Below are 20,787 nucleotides of genomic sequence, written 5' to 3' on the forward strand. Positions count from 1 at the left end.
GAGATCAGCGGCGGACGACCTTGCGGGGCTTGGCGGACTTGATCTCCGCGTAGCGCTTGAGCAGCTGGGAGCGGTGGTCCCGGCCGAGGGCGGTCAGCAGGAGGTAGCCGATGGCGACCCCGGCGAACGCGGCGGCCAGGTAGAGCCAGATCTGGGCGAAGAAGAGCCCGGCGCCGCCGCCGAACGGGTTGTTGCCGACCAGCAGCGGACCGACCAGCACGGTCAGGGCCAACGCCACGCCCACCGCGGCGGCCACGTCGGCGGACCAACGGGCCAGCGGACGGGTGGCGCCCTGCCGGAAGGCCACCACGGCCAGGATCAGGCCGATCACCACGAACATCACCAGCGAGACCCGGTCCGCGGCCTTGTCGTCGCCCTCGAAGGCGAACCTGATGACCAGTCGAGCCAGCACGTTGACCGCGAACAGTGCCGCCGCGAGGGCGCCGATCGCGCGCCACCGATCCCTCATCGCACCTCTCCCGCCGTACCGCCCACCGGGGTCGGTGGGCCTTCTGGCAGGAATATGTACCACCCGTACCCGGGTGTCGTCATCACCCGCGGGACACGGCGGCGGCGGGGGCGAGCAACTGGCGGAAGATCATCACCGCGAAGGTCACCGCCCCGGCGAGGATCATCCCCAGGCCGAGGACGTTGTCCCCGCCGAGCAGGAGGTCACCCTCCCGGGTCCGGACGGCGGCCACCGCGATCAGCACGAACCACGGCAGCGCGGGCAGCAGGGCCGCCCAGCGGGTGCCGACGGCGGCGTGCGCGAACCAGCTCACCGCCACCGTCGCCGCGACCACCAGGCCGAGCCCGGCCACGCCGAACGCCAGGCCCACCAGGAGCTCCCCGGCCGAGGTGGACCGACCCTTGACGAACTCCCAGGCCGCCACCACCAGGATCAGCTCCAGCACCCCGGCCAGCGCGCCGGCGACCAGCGCCACCCCGCCGCCGGCCACCCGCAGCACCACGTCGAGCAGCCGCCCCGACCGGCCGGGCGGCGGCGGGGTGGTCTGCTCCGGCAGGACCGACATCGGCGCGATGGGCACGGTCACCGGGAGCCGACCGCCACGGCCGGGGACCGGTCGGCGCCGTCCGGCGCGAGGCCGGCGAAGAGGTCGTCCTCCCAGCCGTACGGGCCGCCGCCCGGTCCCTTCTCGCCGACCGCCAGGGTGAAGTACTCCACCCCCATGAACTCCGCGCCGAAGTTCCCGGCGATCGAGTAGAGCCACGAGTTGGCCGGGATCTGGGTGGCGTGCGCCCGCATCGCCGCCTCCTTGGCGGCGTGCTGGTCGGTGGCGTCGATCCGGGCGGCGATCTCCGGGTCCGGCGTGCCGAAGGGCAGCTCGTCGGCGTGGTCGATGCCCGCGAAGGGATTGTCCGACGACTCGGTGAAGTGGCTGAGGCCGGCCTCGAGGACGCTGCGCGGCATCGCCGTCCAGTAGACCTTGGCGGGGGCGATCCCCTCGGCGGCGGCCAGCTCGACGGCCCGCATCGCCACCCGGTGCGCCTGGATGTGGTCCGGGTGACCGTAGAAGCCGTTCGGGTCGTACGTGATCAGGACCTGCGGGCGGACCTCGCGGATCACCTCGACCAGCAGCCCTGCGGCCTCGTCGAGGTCGGCCCGCCAGAAGGCCCGGGGGTGCTCGTTGGTGGCCATGCCCATCATGCCGGAGTCGCGGTAGCGGCCGGCGCCGCCGAGGAAGCGGTGGTCGGCGACGCCGAGCGCGGCGCAGGCGGCGGCCAGCTCGGCGATCCGGTAGCCGCCGAGCTGGTCGGCCTCGGCAGCGGCGAGCTGCGCCAGCGCCGGCACGTGGATCTCGCCCTCCTCGCCGAGGGTGCAGGTGACCAGGGTGACGTGGGCGCCGTCGGCGGCGTAGTGGGCCATCGTCGAACCGGTGCCGATGGACTCGTCGTCGGGGTGCGCGTGGACCAGCAACAGGCGGCGGTCGGGCAGCGTCGTCACGACCGTCACTCTAACCGGCGGTCCGCCTCCAGACGGGCTGACGTGTCCGCCCAGGTCGGCCACATCACGCCGGGCGCGGCTCTACGATCCGGGTTGTGGACTTTCCCGAGCTGGCCGCCCGTACCCGTCGGTTCAGCCTCGGGGCGCCGCGCGCCGTCACCGTCGCCGAGGACGGCTCCCGGGTGGTGTTCCTCCGCTCGGACGGCCCCGAGGATCCCGCCGACGCCCTCTGGCTCTACGACGTGGCCGCCGGCGAGGAACGGGTGGTCGCCGATCCGGCGGCGCTGCTCGGCGCGGACGCCGACCCGGCCGCCCTCTCCCCCGGTGAACGGGCGTTGCGTGAGCGGCAGCGGCTGAGCGCGGCCGGCATCGGCTCGTACGCCCTGGACGCGGCCGGCCGGGTGGCGGTTTTCGCGCTGGCCGGGCGGGTGTTCCGGGCCGACCTGGTGCACGGCGACGTGATCGAGGTGGCCACCGTCGGCCCGGTGATCGACCCCCGGCCCGACCCGACCGGCGAACGGCTGGCCTACGTCACCGACGCCGCCGAGGGGGTACGCCGCGGCCAGCTGCGGGTGGTCGGGTCCGACGGCACGGACACCCTGCTCGCCGGGGAGGACTCCGGGGTCACCTGGGGCCTGGCCGAGCACATCGCCGCCGAGGAGTTCGGCCGGTTCCGGGGCTACTGGTGGGCGCCGGACGGGCGCTCGGTGCTGGCGGCCCGGGTCGACGACTCCCGGCTGCCCCGCTGGCACCTGCACGACCCGGCCGACCCGGCCGGTCCGCCGACGACGCTGCCGTACCCGGCGGCTGGCGGGGCGAACGCCGAGGTCAGCCTGCACCTGCTCGACCTGGACGACGGCTGGGTCGACGTGCACTGGGACCGGGAGACCTACCCGTACCTGACCTCGGTGGACTGGGCGGACGGCGGGCCGCTGATCACCGTGCTGCGTCGCTCCCAGCAGCACGGCCTGGTGCTGGCGGTGGACCCGCGTACCGGGGAGACGCAGGTGCACGCCGAGCTGGCCGACCCGCGCTGGGTGGAGCCGATCCCGGGCACCCCGGCGCACCTGCCGGACGGTCGGGTGCTGGTGGGCGGGGAGCTGGCCCACGACGGGTACGACGCCCGCTGCCTCTTCGCCGACGGCACCCTGCTCACCCCGCCCTCGCTCTACGTGCGCCGGGTGGTGGGGCGGCTGCCCTCGGGCGCGGGCGGCCCGGCGGACCTGCTGGTGGAGGCGAGCGACGGCGAGCCGAGCGAGCGGCACCTGTTCCGGGTGCGGACCGCGATCGGCGGTGGGGTGGACGCCCGCCGGCTGACCACGGACGCGGGCTGGCACACCGCCGCGGTCGGCGGGGACGTGCTGGTGGTGGGGTTCGCCTCGCTGGACCACCCGGGGACCCGCTGGACGGTGTACCGGGGCGAGCAGGAGGTGGCCGAGCTGCGGTCGCTGGCCGCCACCCCGCCGTACGCGCCGCTGCCGCTGCTGGAGCGGGTGACCGACCGGCGGCTGCCAGCCGCGGTGCTCTACCCGGACAACCACGTGACCGGCCGGCGGCTGCCGGTGCTGCTGGACGTGTACGGCGGCCCCGGCCACCAGGAGGTGGTGGCCGCGCGGGCGGCGTGGCTGGAGCGGCAGTGGTGGGCCGACTCCGGCTTCGCGGTGGTGACGATCGACAACCGGGGCACCCCCGGGGTGTCCCCGTCGTTCGAGAAGGCGATCCACCGGCGGGTGGCCGACGTGGTGCTCACCGACCAGATGGACGCGCTGGCCGCTCTCGCCGAGAAGCATCCCGACCTGGACCTGGGCCGGGTGGCGGTGCGGGGCTGGTCGTTCGGGGGCTGGCTGGCCGGGCTGGCGGTGCTGCGTCACCCGGAGCTGTTCCGGGCGGCGATCGTGGGGGCGCCGGTGACCGACTGGGCGTTGTACGACACCGCGTACACCGAGCGCTATCTGGGCCTGCCGGACGACGGGATGGACGTCTACGCCCACCATTCGCTGGTGGAGCTGGCCGCCGAGCCGGTCCGCGACCCGGAGCAGGCCCGCCCGATGCTGCTGGTGCACGGGCTGGTCGACGACAACGTGGTGGCCGCGCACACGCTGCGGCTCTCGGCGGCGCTGCTGGCCGCCGGCCGGCCGCACTCGGTGCTGCCGCTGACCGGCGCCACCCACATGGCCGCCGGGGGCACCGCCGAGCGCCTGCTGAGGCTGGAGCTGGACTTCCTGCGCGCCGTGCTGTGAGGGGCCCGGTCGTCGACCGGGCCCCTCACAGTCAGACGGTCACTGCTTGACGTACGCGTTGACGAACGACGGGTAGCCGAAGACGGAGGAGATGAAGACGCCGCCGACCTTGGAACCGTGCACCGCGTACGCCACGTCGACGTAGAGCGGCACCACCGGCGCGAACTCCTTCATGATCCGCTCGTCGAGCTTGCCCCACTCCGGGCCCTGCTCGGCCGGGGGCAGTGCCAGGATGCGGTCCATCTCGGCGTTGATCGCGTCGTCGTTGAAGAACGCGCTGTTGCTGTTGCCCTCGGGCTTGATGGTCCGGCCGTCGTAGAGCACCGGCAGGATCGACGCGCCGCTCGGCCAGTCGGCCGCCCAGTTACCGATGTAGAGGTCCCAGGGGTTGTCCTTCTTCTTGACCTCGTCGAGCTTCGCGTCGTCCGGAATGTTGCGCACGGTGATCTTGAAGCCGGCGCGCTCCAGGTTGCCCTTGAGCTGAACGGCGATCTGCTGCTCGTTGGTGTTGTCGGCGACGCCGAGCACCAGCTCGGGGGTCTGCCCACCGAGCAGCTCCTTGGCCTTCTCCGGGTTGCCGGTGGCGCCGGCAGGGTACGCGTCGTACGCCTGGTAGCCGATGGTGGACGGCGGCATCAGGGTGGTCATCGGCTGGGCCACGGTCTGCCCGCCGAGCGCCTTGATCAGGCCCTCCCGGTCGATCGCGTAGTTCAGTGCCTGGCGGACCTTGAGGTCCTTGACCCGCTGGTTGTTGATCACGAGCTGGTTGGCGCTCGGCGTCGGGGACAGGATGGTCCGCGACTTCAGCGCCTGGTCACCGGCGACCTTGGCGACCAGCGAGGCGGGCACGTAGTTCCAGGCCAGCGCGCTCTGGTCGGCGCCGTTGTCGGCGATCACCCGGTTGACCGCCGCGTCGGCGGTCGGGCCGAAGGTCCAGACGAACTGGTCCGGGTACTGGTGGCGTACCGGGTCGGTCTTCGGGTCCCAGTTCGGGTTGCGGTCCAGGGTGATCTGGACGCCCGCCTGGTTCTTCAGGATCTTGTAAGGCCCGGAGGAGAACGGCTTCTGGTCCAGGTTGACCCCGGTGTCCTGCTCCGGCTTCAGCGGGGCGGTGGTCGGCAGCGAGACCGCGAAGGGCAGGTCGCAGCGGGGCTTGGCGAACTCGAAGCGCAGCGTCTTGGCGTCCGGGGTGGTCAGGCCGGGCGGCAGCGACGTCTTGTTCTTCTTGAAGTCCCACTTGGTGTCGAACTGCGCGGTGTCGGCCAGCCACTCCTGGATGTAGGTGGGGCCGCTGGTGAGGTCGGGGTCGAAGGAGCGGGCGATGCCGTACGCGATCTCCTTCGAGGTGATCGGGCTGCCGTCCTCGAACTTCACCCCGTCCTTGATGGTGAATTCCCAGACCTTGCAGTCGTTGTTGACGTTCTTGCCCGGCGTCTCGGCCAGGTCGCCCACCAGGACCAGGCCACCCTTGCCGTCGTCCTTCCAGGTGGTCAGGTAGCGGGCGAAGAGCGGGCTGGCCATCAGGCCGGCGAACGAGTACGTCCGCTGGGGGTCCAGGTGGGAGATGGGGGTCTCCCGGATGATGGTGAACGTGCCGCCCTTGGTGGCGCCCTCCACCTCGGCGGCCGGCCCCTGGGAGTCCTTCGGGTCGGTCGCGATCACCCCGGTCTGCTGCCGGGTGGCGTCCACCGTGGTGCCTTCGCCGGTGTTCTCCGAACAGGCGCCGAGCGCCACAACCAGTGCGATGGCGCCGCCTGCGGCGGCCGCTGCGCGTGGTCGCATCTCCTACCTCCTCCACCCCGTTGCCGGCGGGGGTGTTCCGCCGACGTCCCGAGGATCGTAAAGAAGAAAACCTACAAGTTGTGTAACAGTTGTCGATAAATTCCGTCGCGGCCCACGGTGGCCACCGTAGAGCGTCAGCGCAGGCGGACCCGCGGGTCGATCGCGGCGTAGAGCAGGTCCACCACCATGTTGGCCAGCACCACGAAGATCGCCGCGATCAGCACCGTGGCCATGATGGTCGGCAGGTCGCCGGAGCGGACCGCGTCCACGGCCAGCCGGCCCATCCCGTTCAACCCGAAGGTGGTCTCGGTGATCACCGTCCCGCCCAGCGCCCCGCCCACGTCGAGCCCGGCGATGGTCACCACCGGCGTGATCGCCGCGCGCAGCGCGTGCCGGCCGTACACCTGGGGTTTGGCCAGACCCTTGGCCCGGGCGGTCCGGACGAAGTCCTCGGAGAGCGTCTCCAGCATCTGCGCCCGGGACAGCCGCGCGTAGATGGCGGAGAAGAGGAAGGCCAGCGCCACCCAGGCCAGCACCAGCCCGCTGGCCCACCGCAGGGGATCGTCCAGCAGGGACGTGTAGCTCGGCACCGGCAGCAACCGCAGGTTGTAGACGAAGACGATCAGCAGCACCGCGCCGACGAAGTAGAGCTGCAGCGACGCGCCGGTCAGCGAGAAGCCGATGGCGGCCCGGTCCAACCAGGTGCCGCGGCGCAGCGCGGAGACCATGCCCAGCCCCACCCCGAGCAGCAGCCAGAGGATCGCCGCGGGCACGACGATGCTCAACGTCACCGGCAGCACCCGGGCGATCGAGTCGGTGACCGCCTCGTTCGAGACGTACGACCAGCCGAGGCAGGGGGCGTCGCACCGACCGCCCTGGGCGCTGCCCAGGTCCCGCCCGGTGACGATGCCCTTCATGTAGCCGGCGTACTGGGCGATCAGCGGATCGTTCAGGCCCAACTCCTGGCGGACCCGCTCCAGGCGTTCCGGGTTGCAGTTCTTCGGGCACATGCCGGTGACCGGGTCGCGCGGCAGGGCGAAGAACATCAGGAAGCTGAGCACGCTGACCGCGAAGAGGGTGAGCGCCGCCGAGAGCAGCCGGCGGATGAGGAAACGCGCCATGGTGGCCCCCTACCTGGACGACTTCGGGTCGAGCGCGTCGCGCAGCGCGTCGCCGAAGAGGTTGAAGGCGAGCACGAGCGCGAAGATCGTGATGCCGGGGAAGAAGACGTACGCCGGGTCGGTCTGCAGGTAGTCCAGGCTGCGGTAGATCATCCGGCCGAAGCTGGGCGTGGCGTCGGTCAACCCGACCCCGATGAACGACAGCGCCGCCTCGCTGGTGATGTACTGCGGCACGGCCAGCGAGAACGAGACCAGGATCGGCGCCCAGACGTTCGGCAGCAGCTGGCGGAAGAGCATGTGGCCCAGCCCGGCCCCGCTGGCCCGCGCGGCGTCCACGAACTCCCGCTCGCGCAGCGCGATGACCTGGCCGCGGACCAGGCGGGCGGTGCTCGTCCAGCCGAACAGGGCGAAGATCCCGATCAGCACGCTGATCTGGAAGTACGCCGGCACCGCCTCGCGCTGGCCGTAGAAGCGCAGCGCGATGGTCGGGGTCAGCGCCAGCGCGATGATCAGGAAGGGCATGGCCAGGGTCAGGTCGGTGATCCAGTTGATCACCGCGTCGACCCAGCCGCCGAGGTAGCCGGCGAGGGTGCCCAGCGCCACCCCGATCGCGGCGGTGATCACCGCGGCGGCGAACGCGATGAACAGCGACGTACGCAGGCCGTGCACCATCCGGATGAAGATGTCCCGGCCCAGCCCGGGCTCCAGCCCGAACCAGTGCTCGCCGGTGATCCCGCCGGCATAGCCCAGCGGCATGCCGAAGCCGTCCAGCCGGCCCTGGAACTGCTCCTTCGGCCCCACCCCGTACACCGCCTGGATCAGCGGGACGGCCAGCGCGACCAGCACGAAGAAGACCAGCATCGCGCCGCTGACCAGGGCGGTCCGGTCGCGCTTGAGTCTCGCCCAGGCGAGCTGGCCGGGTGACCGGCCGACGAACCGCTTCGCCGGGGCCGAGCCGTCGCCGGTCGACTCGACCTCGGCCAGCGCCACACCCTCCACGGGGGACAGGCTCACTCCGCCACCTCCTCGACGCCGCCGCCCACCGGCGCGGGGTCACTTTCCCGCCGGGCCGCCGGTGGACCGTTCTCCGGCTGTGCCGCCGCCGGACCGTTCTCCGGCTGTGCCGCCGCCGGGCCGCTCTCCGGGTAGTGGCAGGCGGTCGCCTGCCGGCCGCCGTCGCGCGGGACCAGCGCCGGTTCCTCGGTGGCGCAGCGCTCCGTCGCCTTCCAGCAGCGGGTCCGGAACCGGCAGCCGGACGGCGGGTCCAGCGGGGTCGGCACGTCGCCGGTGAGCCGGATCCGCCCGGCCGGACCGAGCGCGGTCACGTCCGGGATCGCCGACAGCAGGGCCCGGGTGTACGGGTGTTGCGGCCGCTCGTAGATGTCCGCCCGGTCGCCGATCTCGACGATCCGGCCCAGGTACATCACGGCGACCCGCTGGCAGAAGTGCCGGACCACGGCGAGGTCGTGGGCGATGAAGACGAACGCCAGGTCCAGCTCGCGTTGCAGGTCGCGCAGCAGGTTCACCACCTGCGCCTGGATCGACACGTCCAGGGCGGAGACCGGCTCGTCGGCGACGATCAGCTTCGGCCGCAGCGCCAGGGCGCGGGCGATGCCGATCCGCTGCCGCTGACCGCCGGAGAACTCGTGCGGGTAGCGGTTGTAGTGCTCCGGGTTCAGCCCGACCAGCTCCAGCAGCTCCTGCACCCGGCGCTTGACGCCACCCGGCGGGTCGATCCCGTTGACCTGCAACGGCATGGCGACGATCCGGCCGACGGTGTGCCGGGGGTTCAGCGAGGCGTACGGGTCCTGGAAGATGATCTGGAGGTCCTGCCGCAGCGGGCGCAGCTCGCGGCGCCCGGCGTGGGTGATGTCCCGCCCGGCGAACTCGATCGTCCCCGCGGTGGGCTCCAGCAGGCGGACCAGCATCCGCCCGGTGGTGGTCTTGCCGCAGCCGGACTCGCCGACGAGGCCCAGGGTCTCCCCCGGCCGGACGTCGAAGTCCAGGCCGTCGACCGCCCGCACCAGGCCCGTCGTCCGGAACCCGTCCCGGACCGGGAAGTGCTTGCTCAGCCCGCGAACCCGCAGCAGCGGCTCGGTACTCATCTGTGCCCACCTTCGTTCGCGACTGCGGGACTCCGCTGCGCTGCGTTCCTCGCGCTCACCGAGCGACCCCCACCTGGGCGACGTCGGACCGGTAGAGGCGGTCCCGCTCCTCGGCGGGCAGGTGGCAGGCGACCAGGTGTCCCGGCTCCCCCGCCGGGCCCAGCGCCGGGACCTCGGTGCGCGACCGGTCACCGTTGCGGCCGGCGTACCGGCAGCGGGGGTGGAAGGCACAGCCCGGGGGCAGGTTGATCAGCGACGGCGGGTTGCCGGGGATGGGCAGCAGGTCCGCCTCCGCGTCGCCGTGCAACGAGGGCACGCTGGAGAGCAACCCCCAGGTGTACGGGTGCTGCGGGCGCCGCAGCACCTGCTCCACGCTGCCGTGCTCGACCGCCCGGCCGCCGTACATGACGAGCACCTCGTCGGCGACCTGGGCGACCACGCCGAGGTCGTGGGTGATCAGGATGATCGCCGAGTGGAACTCGGCCTGGAGGTCGGCGAGCAGGTCGAGGATCTGCGCCTGCACGGTCACGTCCAGCGCGGTGGTCGGCTCGTCGGCGATCAGCAGGGCCGGGTCGTTGACCAGGGCCATGGCGATCATGGCCCGTTGCCGCATCCCGCCGGAGAACTCGTGCGGGTACTGGTCGAAGCGGCGGGCCGGCTGCGGGATGCCGACCCGCCCGAGCATGTCGACCGCCCGGTTGCGGGCCTCCCGTTTGCCGGCGCGCGGGTGGTGCACCCGGTACGCCTCGGCGATCTGTCGACCCACCGTGTAGTACGGGTGCAGCGCCGAGAGCGGGTCCTGGAAGATCATCGCCACGTCGCGGCCGCGCAGCTTGCGTACCTCCTCCTCCGGCAGGCCGACCAGCTGGCGGCCACCGAGGGTGATCTCGCCGGTGACGGTGCCGCGGCGCGGGTCGTGCAGGCCGAGGACGGCGAGCGAGGTGACGCTCTTGCCGGAGCCGGACTCGCCGACGATGCCGAGGGTGCGGCCCCGGTCCACGCCGAACGAGATCCCGTCGACCGCGCGGACCACGCCGTCGGTGGTGTCGAAGTGGACCCGCAGGTCGCGTACGCGCAGATAGGGCTCCTCCGCCGCGCGCCGCGCCGACGGCTCGGGGCGGTCGTCCGACCGCGCCGGTTCCGGACTGTCCACGACCGCCTCCCTCGGGGTTGTAGGGAACCTACAACAATGAGCCGAAGGTGAAAATAAGCTACACGGCAGGTGGTGTCAGCAGGGCTGAGCGTAACGACTCGACAACGTCCCCGCACCCCGCACTCGGCTCCGGCATCGCACGCGAGGTGCGACCATGGTCGCGGTGACCATCGGAGAATCTCCCGGCACACGAGGTGAGGGGTGACCATGACCGCGGCGGTGTTCGACAGCCATGACGGCCCGTGGACCGAAGAGGAGTACCTCGCCCTCGGCGAGACGCCGCAACGCGTCGAACTCTTCGACGGGAGCCTGCACGTGACCCCTGCCCCCACCCCACGCCACCAGAACATCTCCGGCGAGCTGCGATCAGTGCTGCGCACGCCGGCCCGTGAGGCCGGACTGCACGTACTCGAAGGGGTGAACGTGCGGCTCAAGCCCGGCCGGATCCCCATCCCGGATCTCGTCGTCACCGGGCCGATCGACTTCGACGAACTCAACATCGAGGCCGGCGACGTGCGGCTGGTCTGCGAGATCCTCTCCCCGAGCAACTCGGCCACCGACAAGGTGCTGAAGATGCACTACTACGCCGCCGCGGGTATCGAGTGGTACCTGCTGATCGAGCAGGACAACGGCGCTCTGCACCTCTACCGCTGCAAGGACGGCCAGTACCACGAACACTCGGTGACCAGGGTCGGCGAGATCCTGGAGCTGACCGAGCCAGTGAAGGTGACGATCCGGCCGGAGGAGTTGCTGCCCTGACGGATGTCGGTGGGCTCGCCTAGGGTCGGTCCATGAGCGAGCGCCAGCGAGCGAATCATCGATGCAGCGCGGACGTGCCTCGGGCCGGCACGGAGCGAAGCGGAGGGCCGGCATGAGCGGGTTCGACGCGGCCACCGCCGCCGTCCAGGCCGCTCTCGACGCCGGCGCGCGCTACGCGGACGCCCGGGTGATGCACCGCCGCTACGAGTCGATGTCGGCGCGCAACGGCGCGATCGAGGAGCTGACCCAGCACGAGAGCATCGGGCTGGGGGTGCGGGCGCTGGTCGGGTCGAGCTGGGGGTTCCACGCCGTGCCGGAGCTCTCCGACGCCGCCGCCCGCGCCGCCGGGCGGCAGGCCGCGGCGATCGCCACCGCCAGCGCCCGGGTGCCCGGCCCGCCGATCGACCTGGTGCCGACCCGGGCGGTCACCGCGAGCTGGGCGTCGGAGTGCGCGGTCGACCCGCTCGGGGTGCCGCTGTCCGACAAGGGCGACCTGCTGGTCCGGGCCACCGCGACGATGCGCGAGCACGGCGCCGACCTGGCCGAGGGGCTCTACCAGGTCTGGGACACGGCCAAGTGGTTCGTCTCCAGCGAGGGGCACCGGATCGACCAGCGGATCCGCGAGTGCGGCGGCGGCATCTCCGCCACCTCGATCGGCGAGCGCGAGACCCAGCGCCGGTCATATCCCAGCTATCGCGGCCAGTACGGCACCACCGGCTGGGAGCTGGTCGACTCGCTCGACCTGACCGCGCACGCCGCCCGGATCGCCGAGGAGTCCCGGGCCCTGCTGACCGCGCCCGAATGCCCGGCCGGCGAGACGGACCTGATCCTCGGCGGCGAGCAGCTCGCCCTCCAGATCCACGAGTCGGTCGGGCACGCCATCGAGCTGGACCGGATCCTCGGCTGGGAGGCGGCCTTCGCCGGCACGTCCTGGCTGGACCTGGCCCAGCTCGGCTCGCTGCGGTACGGCTCCGAGCTGATGAACGTCACGATCGACCCGACCATCCCGGGTGCGCTCGGCAGCTTCGGCTTCGACGACGAGGGCTCCCCCGCCGTGGCCCGGGACGCGGTCCGCGAGGGGCGGTGGGTGGGGGTGCTCGCCGGCCGGGACTCGGCCGCCGTCGCCGGCCTCGACTACGGCGGCAGCGTACGCGCCGACGGCTGGGCCCGGCTGCCGATGGTGCGGATGACCAACGTGGGCCTGGAGCCCGGCCCGCACACCCTCGACGAGATCGTCGCCGCGACCGACGACGGGGTGCTGATGGATCTCAACCGCTCCTGGTCGATCGACGACAAGCGGCTCAACTTCCAGTTCGGCTGCGAGATCGGCTGGGAGATCAAGAACGGCCGGCGGGGGCGGATGCTGCGCAACCCGACGTACACCGGCATCGGCCCGCTCTTCTGGCGCTCGATGGACATGCTCTCCTCGGAGATCGTCCCGTGGGGCACGCCGAACTGCGGCAAGGGCCAGCCCGGCCAGATCGGGCACACCGGCCACCCGGCCGCGCCGGCCCGCTTCCGTAACGTCCGAGTGGGGGTGCGCGCGTGACCGACACCGAAGCCGCGATCGCCGGCCGGGTGGTGGAGCTGGTCCGCCGCCTCGCCGGGCCGGGCGCGCAGGCCGAGGTCGGGGTGACCCGGCGGCATCTGGCGCTCACCCGGTTCGCCAACTCCTTCATCCACCAGAACGTCGACGAGGTGGCCGTGTCGGTACGGCTGCGGCTGCACGTCGACGGGCGGACGGCCACCGGCGGTGGCAGCCTGGTCGACCCGGACGGCCTGACCGCGCTGGTCGAGCGGACCCTCGCGGCGGCCCGGCTCTGCCCACCCGACGAGAGCTGGCCGGGGCTGCTCGCACCCACCCCGGTCCCCGCCGCTCCCGCCTGGGACGACGCCACCGGGCACGCCGCCCCCGACGACCGCGCCGAGCGCGTCCGGGCTTTCGTAGCCGCGGCCGGCGGCCTGGAGACGGCCGGCTACTGCCGCACCTCCGCCACGATCGAGGCGTTCGCCAACTCGGCCGGGCACCTGGCGACCGGGCGGTCGGCCGCGGCGGCCATGGACGGCATCGCCCGGGCCGGCGGGGCGGACGGGGTGGCCCGGCTCGCCGTCGACCGGCTGGCCGACCTGGACGGCGCGGCGCTGGGCGGCCGGGCCGCCGCGAAGGCACGCGCCGCCGGCGACCCGGTCGAGCTGCCCCCGGGGCGCTACGAGGTGGTCTTCGAGCCCGCCGCCGTCGCCGACCTGCTGCAGAACCTCTCCTGGTACGGCTTCAACGGCAAGCGGTACGCCGAGCGGCAGTCCTTCGCCGAGCCGGGCACGGCACAGTTCGACCCGGCGGTGACCCTGGTCGACGATCCGCTGCACGGCTCCCACGTGCCGTTCGACTCCGAGGGCACCGCCCGCCGGGCGCTGACCCTGGTCGACGGCGGCGTCACCCGCGCCCTGGCGTACGACCGGCGCAGCGCCGCCGAGACGGGCACCGAGTCCACCGGCCACGGCATGCCCGGGGCCGCCACCTTCGGACCGGTCCCGCACAACCTGCGCCTGCTCCCGGCGCCGGACGGCGGGGCAGCGAGCGGCGGAGCAGCGGCCGGCGACCCGAGCGGCGGCGCGGCAACGAGCGGCACCGAATCGGCTGCGGTGGCCGGCGCGGTGGCCGATCCGGAAACCGCCGCGCTGGTGGCCGGGATGACGCGGGGGCTGCTGGTCAGCGACCTCTGGTACACCCGGGTGCTGGATCCGAAGAGCCTGGTGATCACCGGACTGACCCGCAACGGGGTGTGGCTGGTGGAGGACGGGGTGCCGGTGCGGGCGGTACGCGACTTCCGGTTCACCGAGGCGTACCCGCGCGCGTTGGGGCCCGGCGCGGTGCTCGCCCTGGGCACCCGGGCGGTACGCCTGCCCGACCGGGACGACGGTGTCTGGTGGGAGGCGCCACCGGTGCGGTTGGCCTCCTGGAACTTCACCGGCGGCGCCTCCGGCTGACCGGGAGGGCCGTTCCGCGCCGCCCCGACCGAGCGCGCGGACCGCCGCACCCCGACACCCTGACCCTGCCGCCCGGGTCCGGGGCGCCGGACGGGTCGAGGAGGTCGGGAGTCGATGCTCCGAGCGAGCGGGATACCTCAGAGGTATATCTATGACTCTGAGGTATCCCGCTCGAAAAGTTGTCCGCGCCGGGGTCCGGCTAGCCGGGCCGGGGCGACACCCCGAGACGCCGCAACCCGAAGCCTAGTGGGGGCCGGATCGGCCGGGTTGCGGCAAAGGGGGCGGTCCGCGCACCAGGCCGCCACATATTGATCTTGGTCTAGGGTCTTTCCAAGCTGAGGGACACACGGGACACTGCGTTGCACGGCCGGGCCGTGGAGATCGGCGTAACGTGTGTCACTTAGCTGCGCCCTTTCGCGGTGCGGTCGCATGCGTGCGCAAGACGTGCCAGTGGACGCGGTCCCGCCGGTCCGCTGAGGCGAACGAGAACGTGATCCGCGGCCCGCGAGGGCTGCGCCGTCAGGGAGACGACTCGAATGACTTCTACGGCAACGAGGCCGCGGGGAGCGCGAGCGCGCGCCGCCATCGCGGCGAAGACGTTGCGTACCGACCGTTGGTGGTTCGCCCCACTGATCACCGTCGTCGGGCTCAGCGCGTGGGTCATCTACGCGACGGTCCGGGTCTTCATGCACGACTTCTACTGGGTCCCCGACTACCACTACCTGACGCCGTTCTACTCGCCGTGCGTCACCGAGCGGTGCGTCGAGGGCTCCTCGCACTTCGGCAGCTTCCTGCCCGGCTGGTGGATCATCCCGGACGCCGCGCTGACCCTGCCGTTCCTGCTGCTGTTCCGGCTGACCTGCTACTACTACCGCAAGGCGTACTACCGGTCGTTCTGGTTGTCGCCGCCGGCCTGCGCCGTGCCGGACGGGCACAAGTCGTACAGCGGTGAGACCCGGTTCCCGCTGCTCGGGCAGAACCTGCACCGCTACTTCTTCTACGCCGCCGCGATCATCTCGCTGATCAACACCTGGGACGCGATCTACGCCTTCCACTCGCCGAAGGGCTTCGGCTTCGGGCTGGGCAACGTCATCCTGCTGGTCAACGTGGTGATGCTCTGGGCGTACACGATCTCCTGCCACTCCTGCCGGCACATCATCGGCGGCCGGTTGAAGCACTTCTCCAAGCACCCGGTGCGCTACAAGGCCTGGACCGGGGTGTCCTGGCTGAACACCCGGCACATGCAGCTCGCCTGGATCACCCTCGGCACGCTGGCGCTGACCGACTTCTACGTGATGGCCATCGCCGCCAACTGGTTCCCCGACCTGCGGTTCATCAACTGAGAGCCCGGACATGACTGAGACACGAATCGAACGACACCACTACGACGTCGTCGTGATCGGGGCCGGCGGCGCCGGCCTGCGCGCGGCGATCGAGGCCCGGCTGGCGGGCAAGCGCACCGCGATCATCTCCAAGTCGCTGTTCGGCAAGGCGCACACGGTGATGGCCGAGGGCGGCGCCGCCGCGGCGATGGGGAACGTGAACAGCCGGGACAACTGGCAGGTGCACTTCCGGGACACCATGCGCGGCGGCAAGTTCCTGAACAACTTCCGGATGGCCGAGCTGCACGCGAAGGAGTCGCCGCAGCGGATCTGGGAGCTGGAGACGTACGGCGCGCTCTTCGACCGCACCTCCGACGGCAAGATCTCGCAGCGCAACTTCGGTGGCCACGAGTACCCGCGGCTGGCGCACGTCGGCGACCGGACCGGCCTGGAGCTGATCCGTACCCTCCAGCAGAAGATCGTCTCCCTCCAGCAGGAGGACAAGCGCGACCACGGCGACTACGAGGCCCGGATCAAGGTCTTCTCGGAGACCACGATCACCGAGCTGCTGCTCGACGGGGACCGGATCGCCGGCGCGTTCGGCTACTACCGGGAGTCCGGCGAGTTCGTCCTCTTCGAAGCGCCCGCGGTGGTGCTGGCGACCGGCGGCGTCGGGCGCTCCTACAAGGTCACCTCGAACTCGTGGGAGTACACCGGAGACGGGCACGCGTTGGCGCTGCGGGCCGGCGGCACGCTGATCAACATGGAGTTCCTCCAGTTCCACCCGACCGGCATGGTCTGGCCGCCGTCGGTGAAGGGCATCCTGGTCACCGAGTCGGTCCGCGGTGACGGCGGCGTGCTGAAGAACTCCGACGGCAAGCGGTTCATGTTCGACTACGTCCCCGACGTCTTCCGCAAGCAGTACGCGGAGACCGAGGAGGAGGCGGACCGCTGGTACACCGACCCGGACAACAACCGGCGTCCGCCGGAGCTGCTTCCCCGCGACGAGGTCGCCCGGGCGATCAACACCGAGGTCAAGGAAGGCCGGGGTACGCCCGCCGGTGGCGTCTACCTGGACATCGCCTCCCGCAAGTCGGCCGAGGAGATCCGTCGCCGCCTGCCGTCGATGTACCACCAGTTCAAGGAGCTGGCCGACGTCGACATCACCAAGGAGCCGATGGAGGTCGGCCCGACCTGCCACTACGTGATGGGTGGCGTGGAGGTCGACCCGGACAGCGGCGCGGCGTTCGGGACGGTACGCGGGCTCTTCGCCGCCGGTGAGGTCTCCGGCGGCATGCACGGCTCCAACCGGCTCGGCGGCAACTCCCTGTCCGACCTGCTGGTCTTCGGCAAGCGGGCCGGCGGCCACGCAGCCTCGTACGCCGACGGGCTGACCGCCCGGCCGAAGCTGGCGGTGGCCGCGGTCGAGGCCGCGGTGGAGACGGCGCTGGCGCCGTTGCAGCGGGACACCGGCGAGAGCCCGTACGTCCTCCAGCAGGACCTCCAGGCGGTCATGGGAGATCTGGTCGGCATCATCCGCCGGGAGGGCGAGCTGGTGGACGCGCTGTCCCGGCTGGCCGAGCTGCGGGAGCGGGTGGCGAAGGTCAGCGCGTCCGGTGGCCGGCGCTACAACCCGGGCTGGCACCTGGCGCTGGACCTGCGCAACATGCTGGTGGTCTCGGAGTGCACCGCGAAGGCCGCCCTGGAGCGGCAGGAGTCGCGGGGCGGGCACACCCGGGAGGACTTCCCGGCGATGGACCCGAAGTGGCGTCGGGTCAACCTGGTCTGCGCTCTGGAGGGCGACACGGTCCGGCTGACGCACAAGCCGCTGCCGAAGATGCGCCCCGAGCTGATCAATCTCTTCGACCGGGCGGAGCTGGGCAAGTACCTGACGGACGAGGAGCTCGCCGAGTTCGACGCCCTCGCGAAGGAGGCGGGTAACTGATGGGCAGCAAGAGGCAGTTCCGGATCTGGCGGGGCGACGAGTCCGGCGGCGACCTGCAGGACTACACGGTCGAGGTGAACGAGGGCGAGGTGGTCCTCGACGTCATTCACCGGCTCCAGGCCACCGAGGCCCCGGACCTCGCCTGCCGGTGGAACTGCAAGGCGGGCAAGTGCGGCTCCTGCTCGATGGAGATCAACGGCAAGCCGCGGCTGAGCTGCATGACCCGGATGTCGACCTTCGAGGAGGCGGAGACGGTCACGGTGACCCCGCTGCGGACCTTCCCGGTCATCCGCGACCTGGTCACCGACGTCTCCTTCAACTACGAGAAGGCGCGGGAGACGCCGGCGTTCGCGCCCCCGGCCGACCTGGCTCCGGGCGAGTACCGGATGCAGCAGGTCGACGTGGAGCGCTCGCAGGAGTTCCGCAAGTGCATCGAGTGCTTCCTGTGCCAGAACGTCTGCCACGTGATCCGCGACCACGACGAGAACAAGCAGGCGTTCTCGGGCCCGCGGTTCTTCATCCGCGCCGCCGAGCTGGACATGCACCCGCTGGACGCGAAGACCGACCGCAAGGAGTACGCGCAGGCCGAGCAGGGTCTGGGCTTCTGCAACATCACCAAGTGCTGCACCGAGGTCTGCCCGGAGCACATCAAGATCACCGACAACGGGATCATCCCCATGAAGGAACGGGTCGTCGACCGCAGGTACGATCCCCTCGTGTGGCTTGGTAGCAAGATCTTCCGGAGGGGTCAGGTGCCTCAGACCAGCGTGAACAGCGGGCAGCACAGCGGCGCCGCGACCGCCAGCGCGGCCCACCGCGGCGTGCACTCGCACGCGGGCGGTTCGCACGACGCCCGGGCCGAGCGCCAGGCGCAGCAGGGCGTGAACTGGCACCGGGAGGTGCCGCACCCGACGGCACCGGCGGTGGACGACAACGGCAAGCTGCCGCTGACGGAGCTGACCTTCGACCGGGCGGCGGCCCCGTCGCCGTTCGGCGACGACGTCACCTTCCCGCTGCCGCCCGAGCACCTCAACTTCGCTCACCCGCAGCAGGACGAAAAGCACTGAGCACGACGAGCACCACGACGGGGGCCACGGCACATGCCGGCGGCCCCCGTCCCGTTTTCGACCTGCTGTCCGTTTTCCCCGGGTCAGCCGCCGGTGAGCAGTTCGCGCAGCGCGGGCACGATCGGCACGTCGGCGGGGAGCCAGTCGACGCTGTCCAGTTCGTCGACCGAGAGCCAGCGCAGGGCCGAGTGTTCCAGCAGCCTGGGTTGGTCGCCGTGCAGCAGCCGGGCGGCGTAGACGCGCAGCACGGAACGGCCGTGCGCCATCCGGACGTCCCGGCCGACCCGCTCACCGACCTGCACGCGTACGGCGAGCTCCTCGGCGCACTCGCGGGTCAGCGCGGCGGTCTCCGTCTCACCAGGCTCGACCTTGCCGCCGGGGAACTCCCACCGGCCGGCCACCTCGGGCGGCGCGGATCGGGCGCAGGCGAGCACCCGCCCGTCCGCGATGATCGCCGCCCCGACCACGACCTTCAGGTCCCGTCGGTCGGCCTGCCCATTCCCGTTAGCCCGTTCGGTCCGCACGGCCGTCCAGCGTGCCAGATCAATCGGCGATTCGGGTACCGTGACCGGCCGCCAGGACAGTAGATCTGAGAAGTGTGGGCGTGGACACACCCCCGGCGCGGCGACAAGACTTGGGGGTACCGACGAGGACACGGGACGGCGACGATTTGGCCACAAGCCGGCAACGACGCCTGGGAGGTGCGGTGATGCGCGCGCTCTTCAACGGCCGAACGAAGCACGACTACCTCACCGACGCGTTGACCCTGCTGACCGGCTGGACGCGCGAGGGCGAGCAGATCCGCCGCACCCTGGTCATCGACGACACCCAGCACGCGGCCCTGACCGAGCGGGTCAAGGTGGTCGCGGACGCGCTGCGCCTGCGGCCGGAGATCAGCCGACGCGCCGACCACACCCAGATCCGGGTCGGTCACGGTGACGGCGTGCCGCTCACCGAGGGCGAGGTCCTGCTGGCCGCCCGCATCGAGGACGCGTACCGCGCCGTCACGGGCGCCTGATCCCCCTCGACGCTCGCGGCCGGTGGCCCGGGGTTCCTACCGTGGGGTGCATGGCCAACGCGACGTACGACCGCAAGGAGCAGTTCCAGCAGATCCAGAGCGGCCTGCTCGACGGGGAACGGATCATCGCCGTCTACGACGCCGTCGGGACGGGCACCGGGTTCATCGGCCTGACCGACCGGCGCGTGATCATCCAGGACCGCTCGTTCGTCGGCAAGAAGTACGCGATCACCAGCATCCCGTACTCGAAGATCACCAGCGTGAGCGTGGTGAGCAACAAGTCGTGGGGCGGGTCGTTCTTCTCCACCGGCGCGATCGCCATCCACGTCGGCACCCACACCTACGAGGTGGAGTTCCGGGGGGCCGAGAAGAGCCACCACGTGCACAACGTCATCCTGCACTACATCTCGTGACCGCCCGGCCCGTCGGCGGGCCGCCGCCGCCAGGGCCGCCACCCGGTCGGCGCGTTCGCGCCCCGGGACATCTGCCGGTTGATCGCCCAGATGAGGACCAGGCCGGGGAGCACGAGCCATCCCGCCCAGCCACCGAGGCCCGCGGCCACGGCGACCAGCCCGCAACCGAACCCGAACGCGAGGTACTGCCAGCCGTGCCGCCGGGTCACCGGGTCCCGCCGAACGGCGCCCTTGACCAGCAACGTCAGGCCCGCCAGGGCGAACAGGCCGCCGACCACCCCGCCCGACCAGGCGCCGAGATGCTCCACTGGGTCCCCCGATCCGTCGGCGTCGGCTCAGCCTAGGGCCGGTCGGCCGGGCCCGCGACCCCACGCCGGGCCGCGGGGGTGGCAGGCTGGCGACCATGCCGGGCATCGAGGACCATCACCGGGTACGCCGCAGCTACGACACGGTCGCCGGGACCTACCGGGAGCGCATCGGCGACGAACTGGACGGCAAGCCGCTGGACCGGGCGCTGCTCGCCGCGCTGGTCGAGGAGGCCGGGCCCGAGCCGGTCGTCGTCGACCTGGGCTGCGGGCCGGGCCACATGGCGGCGTGGCTGGCCGTTCAGGGGGTACGCGCCGTCGGCGTCGACCTCTCCCCCGCGATGGTGGCCACCGGGCGGGCGGCGTACCCGGGGGTGGAGTTCCGGGAGGGCGACCTGCTGGCGCTGCCGGCGGGGGACGGCGAGTTCGACGCGGCGGTGGCGCTGTACTCGGTGATCCACCTGGCGGCGGACGAGCTGCGGCCGGCGTTCACCGAGATGCGCCGGGTGCTGCGGCCCGACGGAACGCTGCTACCTGCTGGCCCGCCGTCCGACATGACCGGAAATCCGTTGCCCGCACCCGTCGACGGCGGTTGACTGGCCC

General features: G+C 71.9%; 20 protein-coding genes. 10 read left to right on the forward strand and 10 right to left on the reverse strand.

Annotated features, from left to right (window positions below; translation table 11 throughout):
- Positions 1–4: 4 nt before the first annotated feature.
- The 3 genes from GA0074704_RS26995 to mshB form a co-directional block, all read right to left on the reverse strand.
- A complete protein-coding gene (locus GA0074704_RS26995) occupies positions 5–469 on the reverse strand; it encodes a hypothetical protein (protein WP_088973075.1) in 465 nt (154 codons plus the stop codon).
- 82 nt (positions 470–551) lie between these two features.
- The gene (locus tag GA0074704_RS27000) at positions 552–1,055 is read right to left on the reverse strand and encodes a hypothetical protein (protein WP_377471925.1); all 504 of its coding nucleotides are present in this window, start codon (positions 1,053–1,055) and stop codon (positions 552–554) included.
- Positions 1,052–1,975, reverse strand: coding sequence for an N-acetyl-1-D-myo-inositol-2-amino-2-deoxy-alpha-D-glucopyranoside deacetylase (gene mshB / locus GA0074704_RS27005; protein WP_172880813.1), 924 nt, complete (start codon positions 1,973–1,975; stop codon positions 1,052–1,054). The genes GA0074704_RS27000 and mshB overlap by 4 nt, the downstream gene beginning before the upstream one ends.
- A gap of 86 nt (positions 1,976–2,061) precedes the next feature.
- Between mshB and GA0074704_RS27010 the strand changes: the two genes are divergently transcribed.
- A complete protein-coding gene (locus tag GA0074704_RS27010; protein WP_088973077.1) occupies positions 2,062–4,206 on the forward strand; it encodes a S9 family peptidase in 2,145 nt (714 codons plus the stop codon).
- A 39-nt stretch (positions 4,207–4,245) separates the two neighbouring features.
- Here the strand turns inward: GA0074704_RS27010 and GA0074704_RS27015 are convergent, their stop codons facing one another.
- From GA0074704_RS27015 to GA0074704_RS27035, 5 genes are all read right to left on the reverse strand, one after another.
- A complete protein-coding gene (locus GA0074704_RS27015; protein ID WP_088973078.1) occupies positions 4,246–5,988 on the reverse strand; it encodes an ABC transporter substrate-binding protein in 1,743 nt (580 codons plus the stop codon).
- A 134-nt stretch (positions 5,989–6,122) separates the two neighbouring features.
- On the reverse strand, positions 6,123–7,109 hold the full coding sequence (locus GA0074704_RS27020; RefSeq protein ID WP_088973079.1) for an ABC transporter permease: 987 nt from the start codon (positions 7,107–7,109) through the stop codon (positions 6,123–6,125).
- Between the two features lie 9 nt (positions 7,110–7,118).
- Entirely contained in the window at positions 7,119–8,123 is a 1,005-nt protein-coding gene (locus GA0074704_RS27025; protein ID WP_088973080.1) for an ABC transporter permease, read from the reverse strand.
- The gene (locus GA0074704_RS27030; protein WP_231926695.1) at positions 8,120–9,214 is read right to left on the reverse strand and encodes an ABC transporter ATP-binding protein; all 1,095 of its coding nucleotides are present in this window, start codon (positions 9,212–9,214) and stop codon (positions 8,120–8,122) included. Before GA0074704_RS27030 ends, GA0074704_RS27025 begins: the two co-directional genes overlap by 4 nt.
- A gap of 55 nt (positions 9,215–9,269) precedes the next feature.
- On the reverse strand, positions 9,270–10,367 hold the full coding sequence (locus GA0074704_RS27035; protein ID WP_088973081.1) for an ABC transporter ATP-binding protein: 1,098 nt from the start codon (positions 10,365–10,367) through the stop codon (positions 9,270–9,272).
- A gap of 207 nt (positions 10,368–10,574) precedes the next feature.
- On the opposite strand from GA0074704_RS27035, the gene GA0074704_RS27040 reads away from it, so the two are divergent.
- The 6 genes from GA0074704_RS27040 (at position 10,575) to GA0074704_RS27065 (ending at position 18,448) form a co-directional block, all read left to right on the forward strand.
- Positions 10,575–11,126 carry a Uma2 family endonuclease gene (locus tag GA0074704_RS27040; RefSeq protein ID WP_088974018.1) on the forward strand — a complete coding sequence of 184 codons (552 nt, stop codon included), beginning with the start codon at positions 10,575–10,577 and terminating at the stop codon, positions 11,124–11,126.
- A gap of 112 nt (positions 11,127–11,238) precedes the next feature.
- Entirely contained in the window at positions 11,239–12,675 is a 1,437-nt protein-coding gene (locus GA0074704_RS27045) for a TldD/PmbA family protein (RefSeq protein WP_088973082.1), read from the forward strand.
- Positions 12,672–14,114: a TldD/PmbA family protein gene (locus GA0074704_RS27050; RefSeq protein ID WP_231926696.1), complete on the forward strand. Its 1,443-nt coding sequence runs from the start codon at positions 12,672–12,674 to the stop codon at positions 14,112–14,114. Before GA0074704_RS27045 ends, GA0074704_RS27050 begins: the two co-directional genes overlap by 4 nt.
- Positions 14,115–14,650: 536 nt before the next feature.
- The gene (locus GA0074704_RS27055; protein ID WP_088973083.1) at positions 14,651–15,457 is read left to right on the forward strand and encodes a hypothetical protein; all 807 of its coding nucleotides are present in this window, start codon (positions 14,651–14,653) and stop codon (positions 15,455–15,457) included.
- 10 nt (positions 15,458–15,467) lie between these two features.
- Positions 15,468–17,381 carry a fumarate reductase/succinate dehydrogenase flavoprotein subunit gene (locus GA0074704_RS27060; RefSeq protein ID WP_088973084.1) on the forward strand — a complete coding sequence of 638 codons (1,914 nt, stop codon included), beginning with the start codon at positions 15,468–15,470 and terminating at the stop codon, positions 17,379–17,381.
- Positions 17,381–18,448: a succinate dehydrogenase/fumarate reductase iron-sulfur subunit gene (locus GA0074704_RS27065; RefSeq protein WP_088973085.1), complete on the forward strand. Its 1,068-nt coding sequence runs from the start codon at positions 17,381–17,383 to the stop codon at positions 18,446–18,448. Before GA0074704_RS27060 ends, GA0074704_RS27065 begins: the two co-directional genes overlap by 1 nt.
- An 83-nt stretch (positions 18,449–18,531) precedes the next feature.
- Here the strand turns inward: GA0074704_RS27065 and GA0074704_RS27070 are convergent, their stop codons facing one another.
- Positions 18,532–18,972: a (deoxy)nucleoside triphosphate pyrophosphohydrolase gene (locus GA0074704_RS27070; RefSeq protein WP_088973086.1), complete on the reverse strand. Its 441-nt coding sequence runs from the start codon at positions 18,970–18,972 to the stop codon at positions 18,532–18,534.
- 185 nt (positions 18,973–19,157) lie between these two features.
- On the opposite strand from GA0074704_RS27070, the gene GA0074704_RS27075 reads away from it, so the two are divergent.
- Positions 19,158–19,466 carry a 4a-hydroxytetrahydrobiopterin dehydratase gene (locus GA0074704_RS27075; RefSeq protein ID WP_088973087.1) on the forward strand — a complete coding sequence of 103 codons (309 nt, stop codon included), beginning with the start codon at positions 19,158–19,160 and terminating at the stop codon, positions 19,464–19,466.
- A 50-nt stretch (positions 19,467–19,516) separates the two neighbouring features.
- Positions 19,517–19,879, forward strand: a complete 363-nt coding sequence (locus GA0074704_RS27080) for a PH domain-containing protein (protein WP_088973088.1) — start codon at positions 19,517–19,519, stop codon at positions 19,877–19,879.
- Here the strand turns inward: GA0074704_RS27080 and GA0074704_RS27085 are convergent.
- On the reverse strand, positions 19,867–20,187 hold the full coding sequence (locus tag GA0074704_RS27085; RefSeq protein ID WP_088973089.1) for a hypothetical protein: 321 nt from the start codon (positions 20,185–20,187) through the stop codon (positions 19,867–19,869). The genes GA0074704_RS27080 and GA0074704_RS27085 overlap by 13 nt on opposite strands.
- Positions 20,188–20,282: 95 nt before the next feature.
- Here GA0074704_RS27085 and GA0074704_RS27090 point away from each other — a divergent pair, with 95 nt between their 5' ends.
- Complete coding sequence (locus GA0074704_RS27090) at positions 20,283–20,780, forward strand: class I SAM-dependent methyltransferase (RefSeq protein WP_088973090.1); 498 nt, start codon at positions 20,283–20,285, stop codon at positions 20,778–20,780.
- Positions 20,781–20,787: the final 7 nt, after the last annotated feature.

This window comes from Micromonospora siamensis (assembly GCF_900090305.1).
GTDB lineage: Bacteria > Actinomycetota > Actinomycetes > Mycobacteriales > Micromonosporaceae > Micromonospora > Micromonospora siamensis.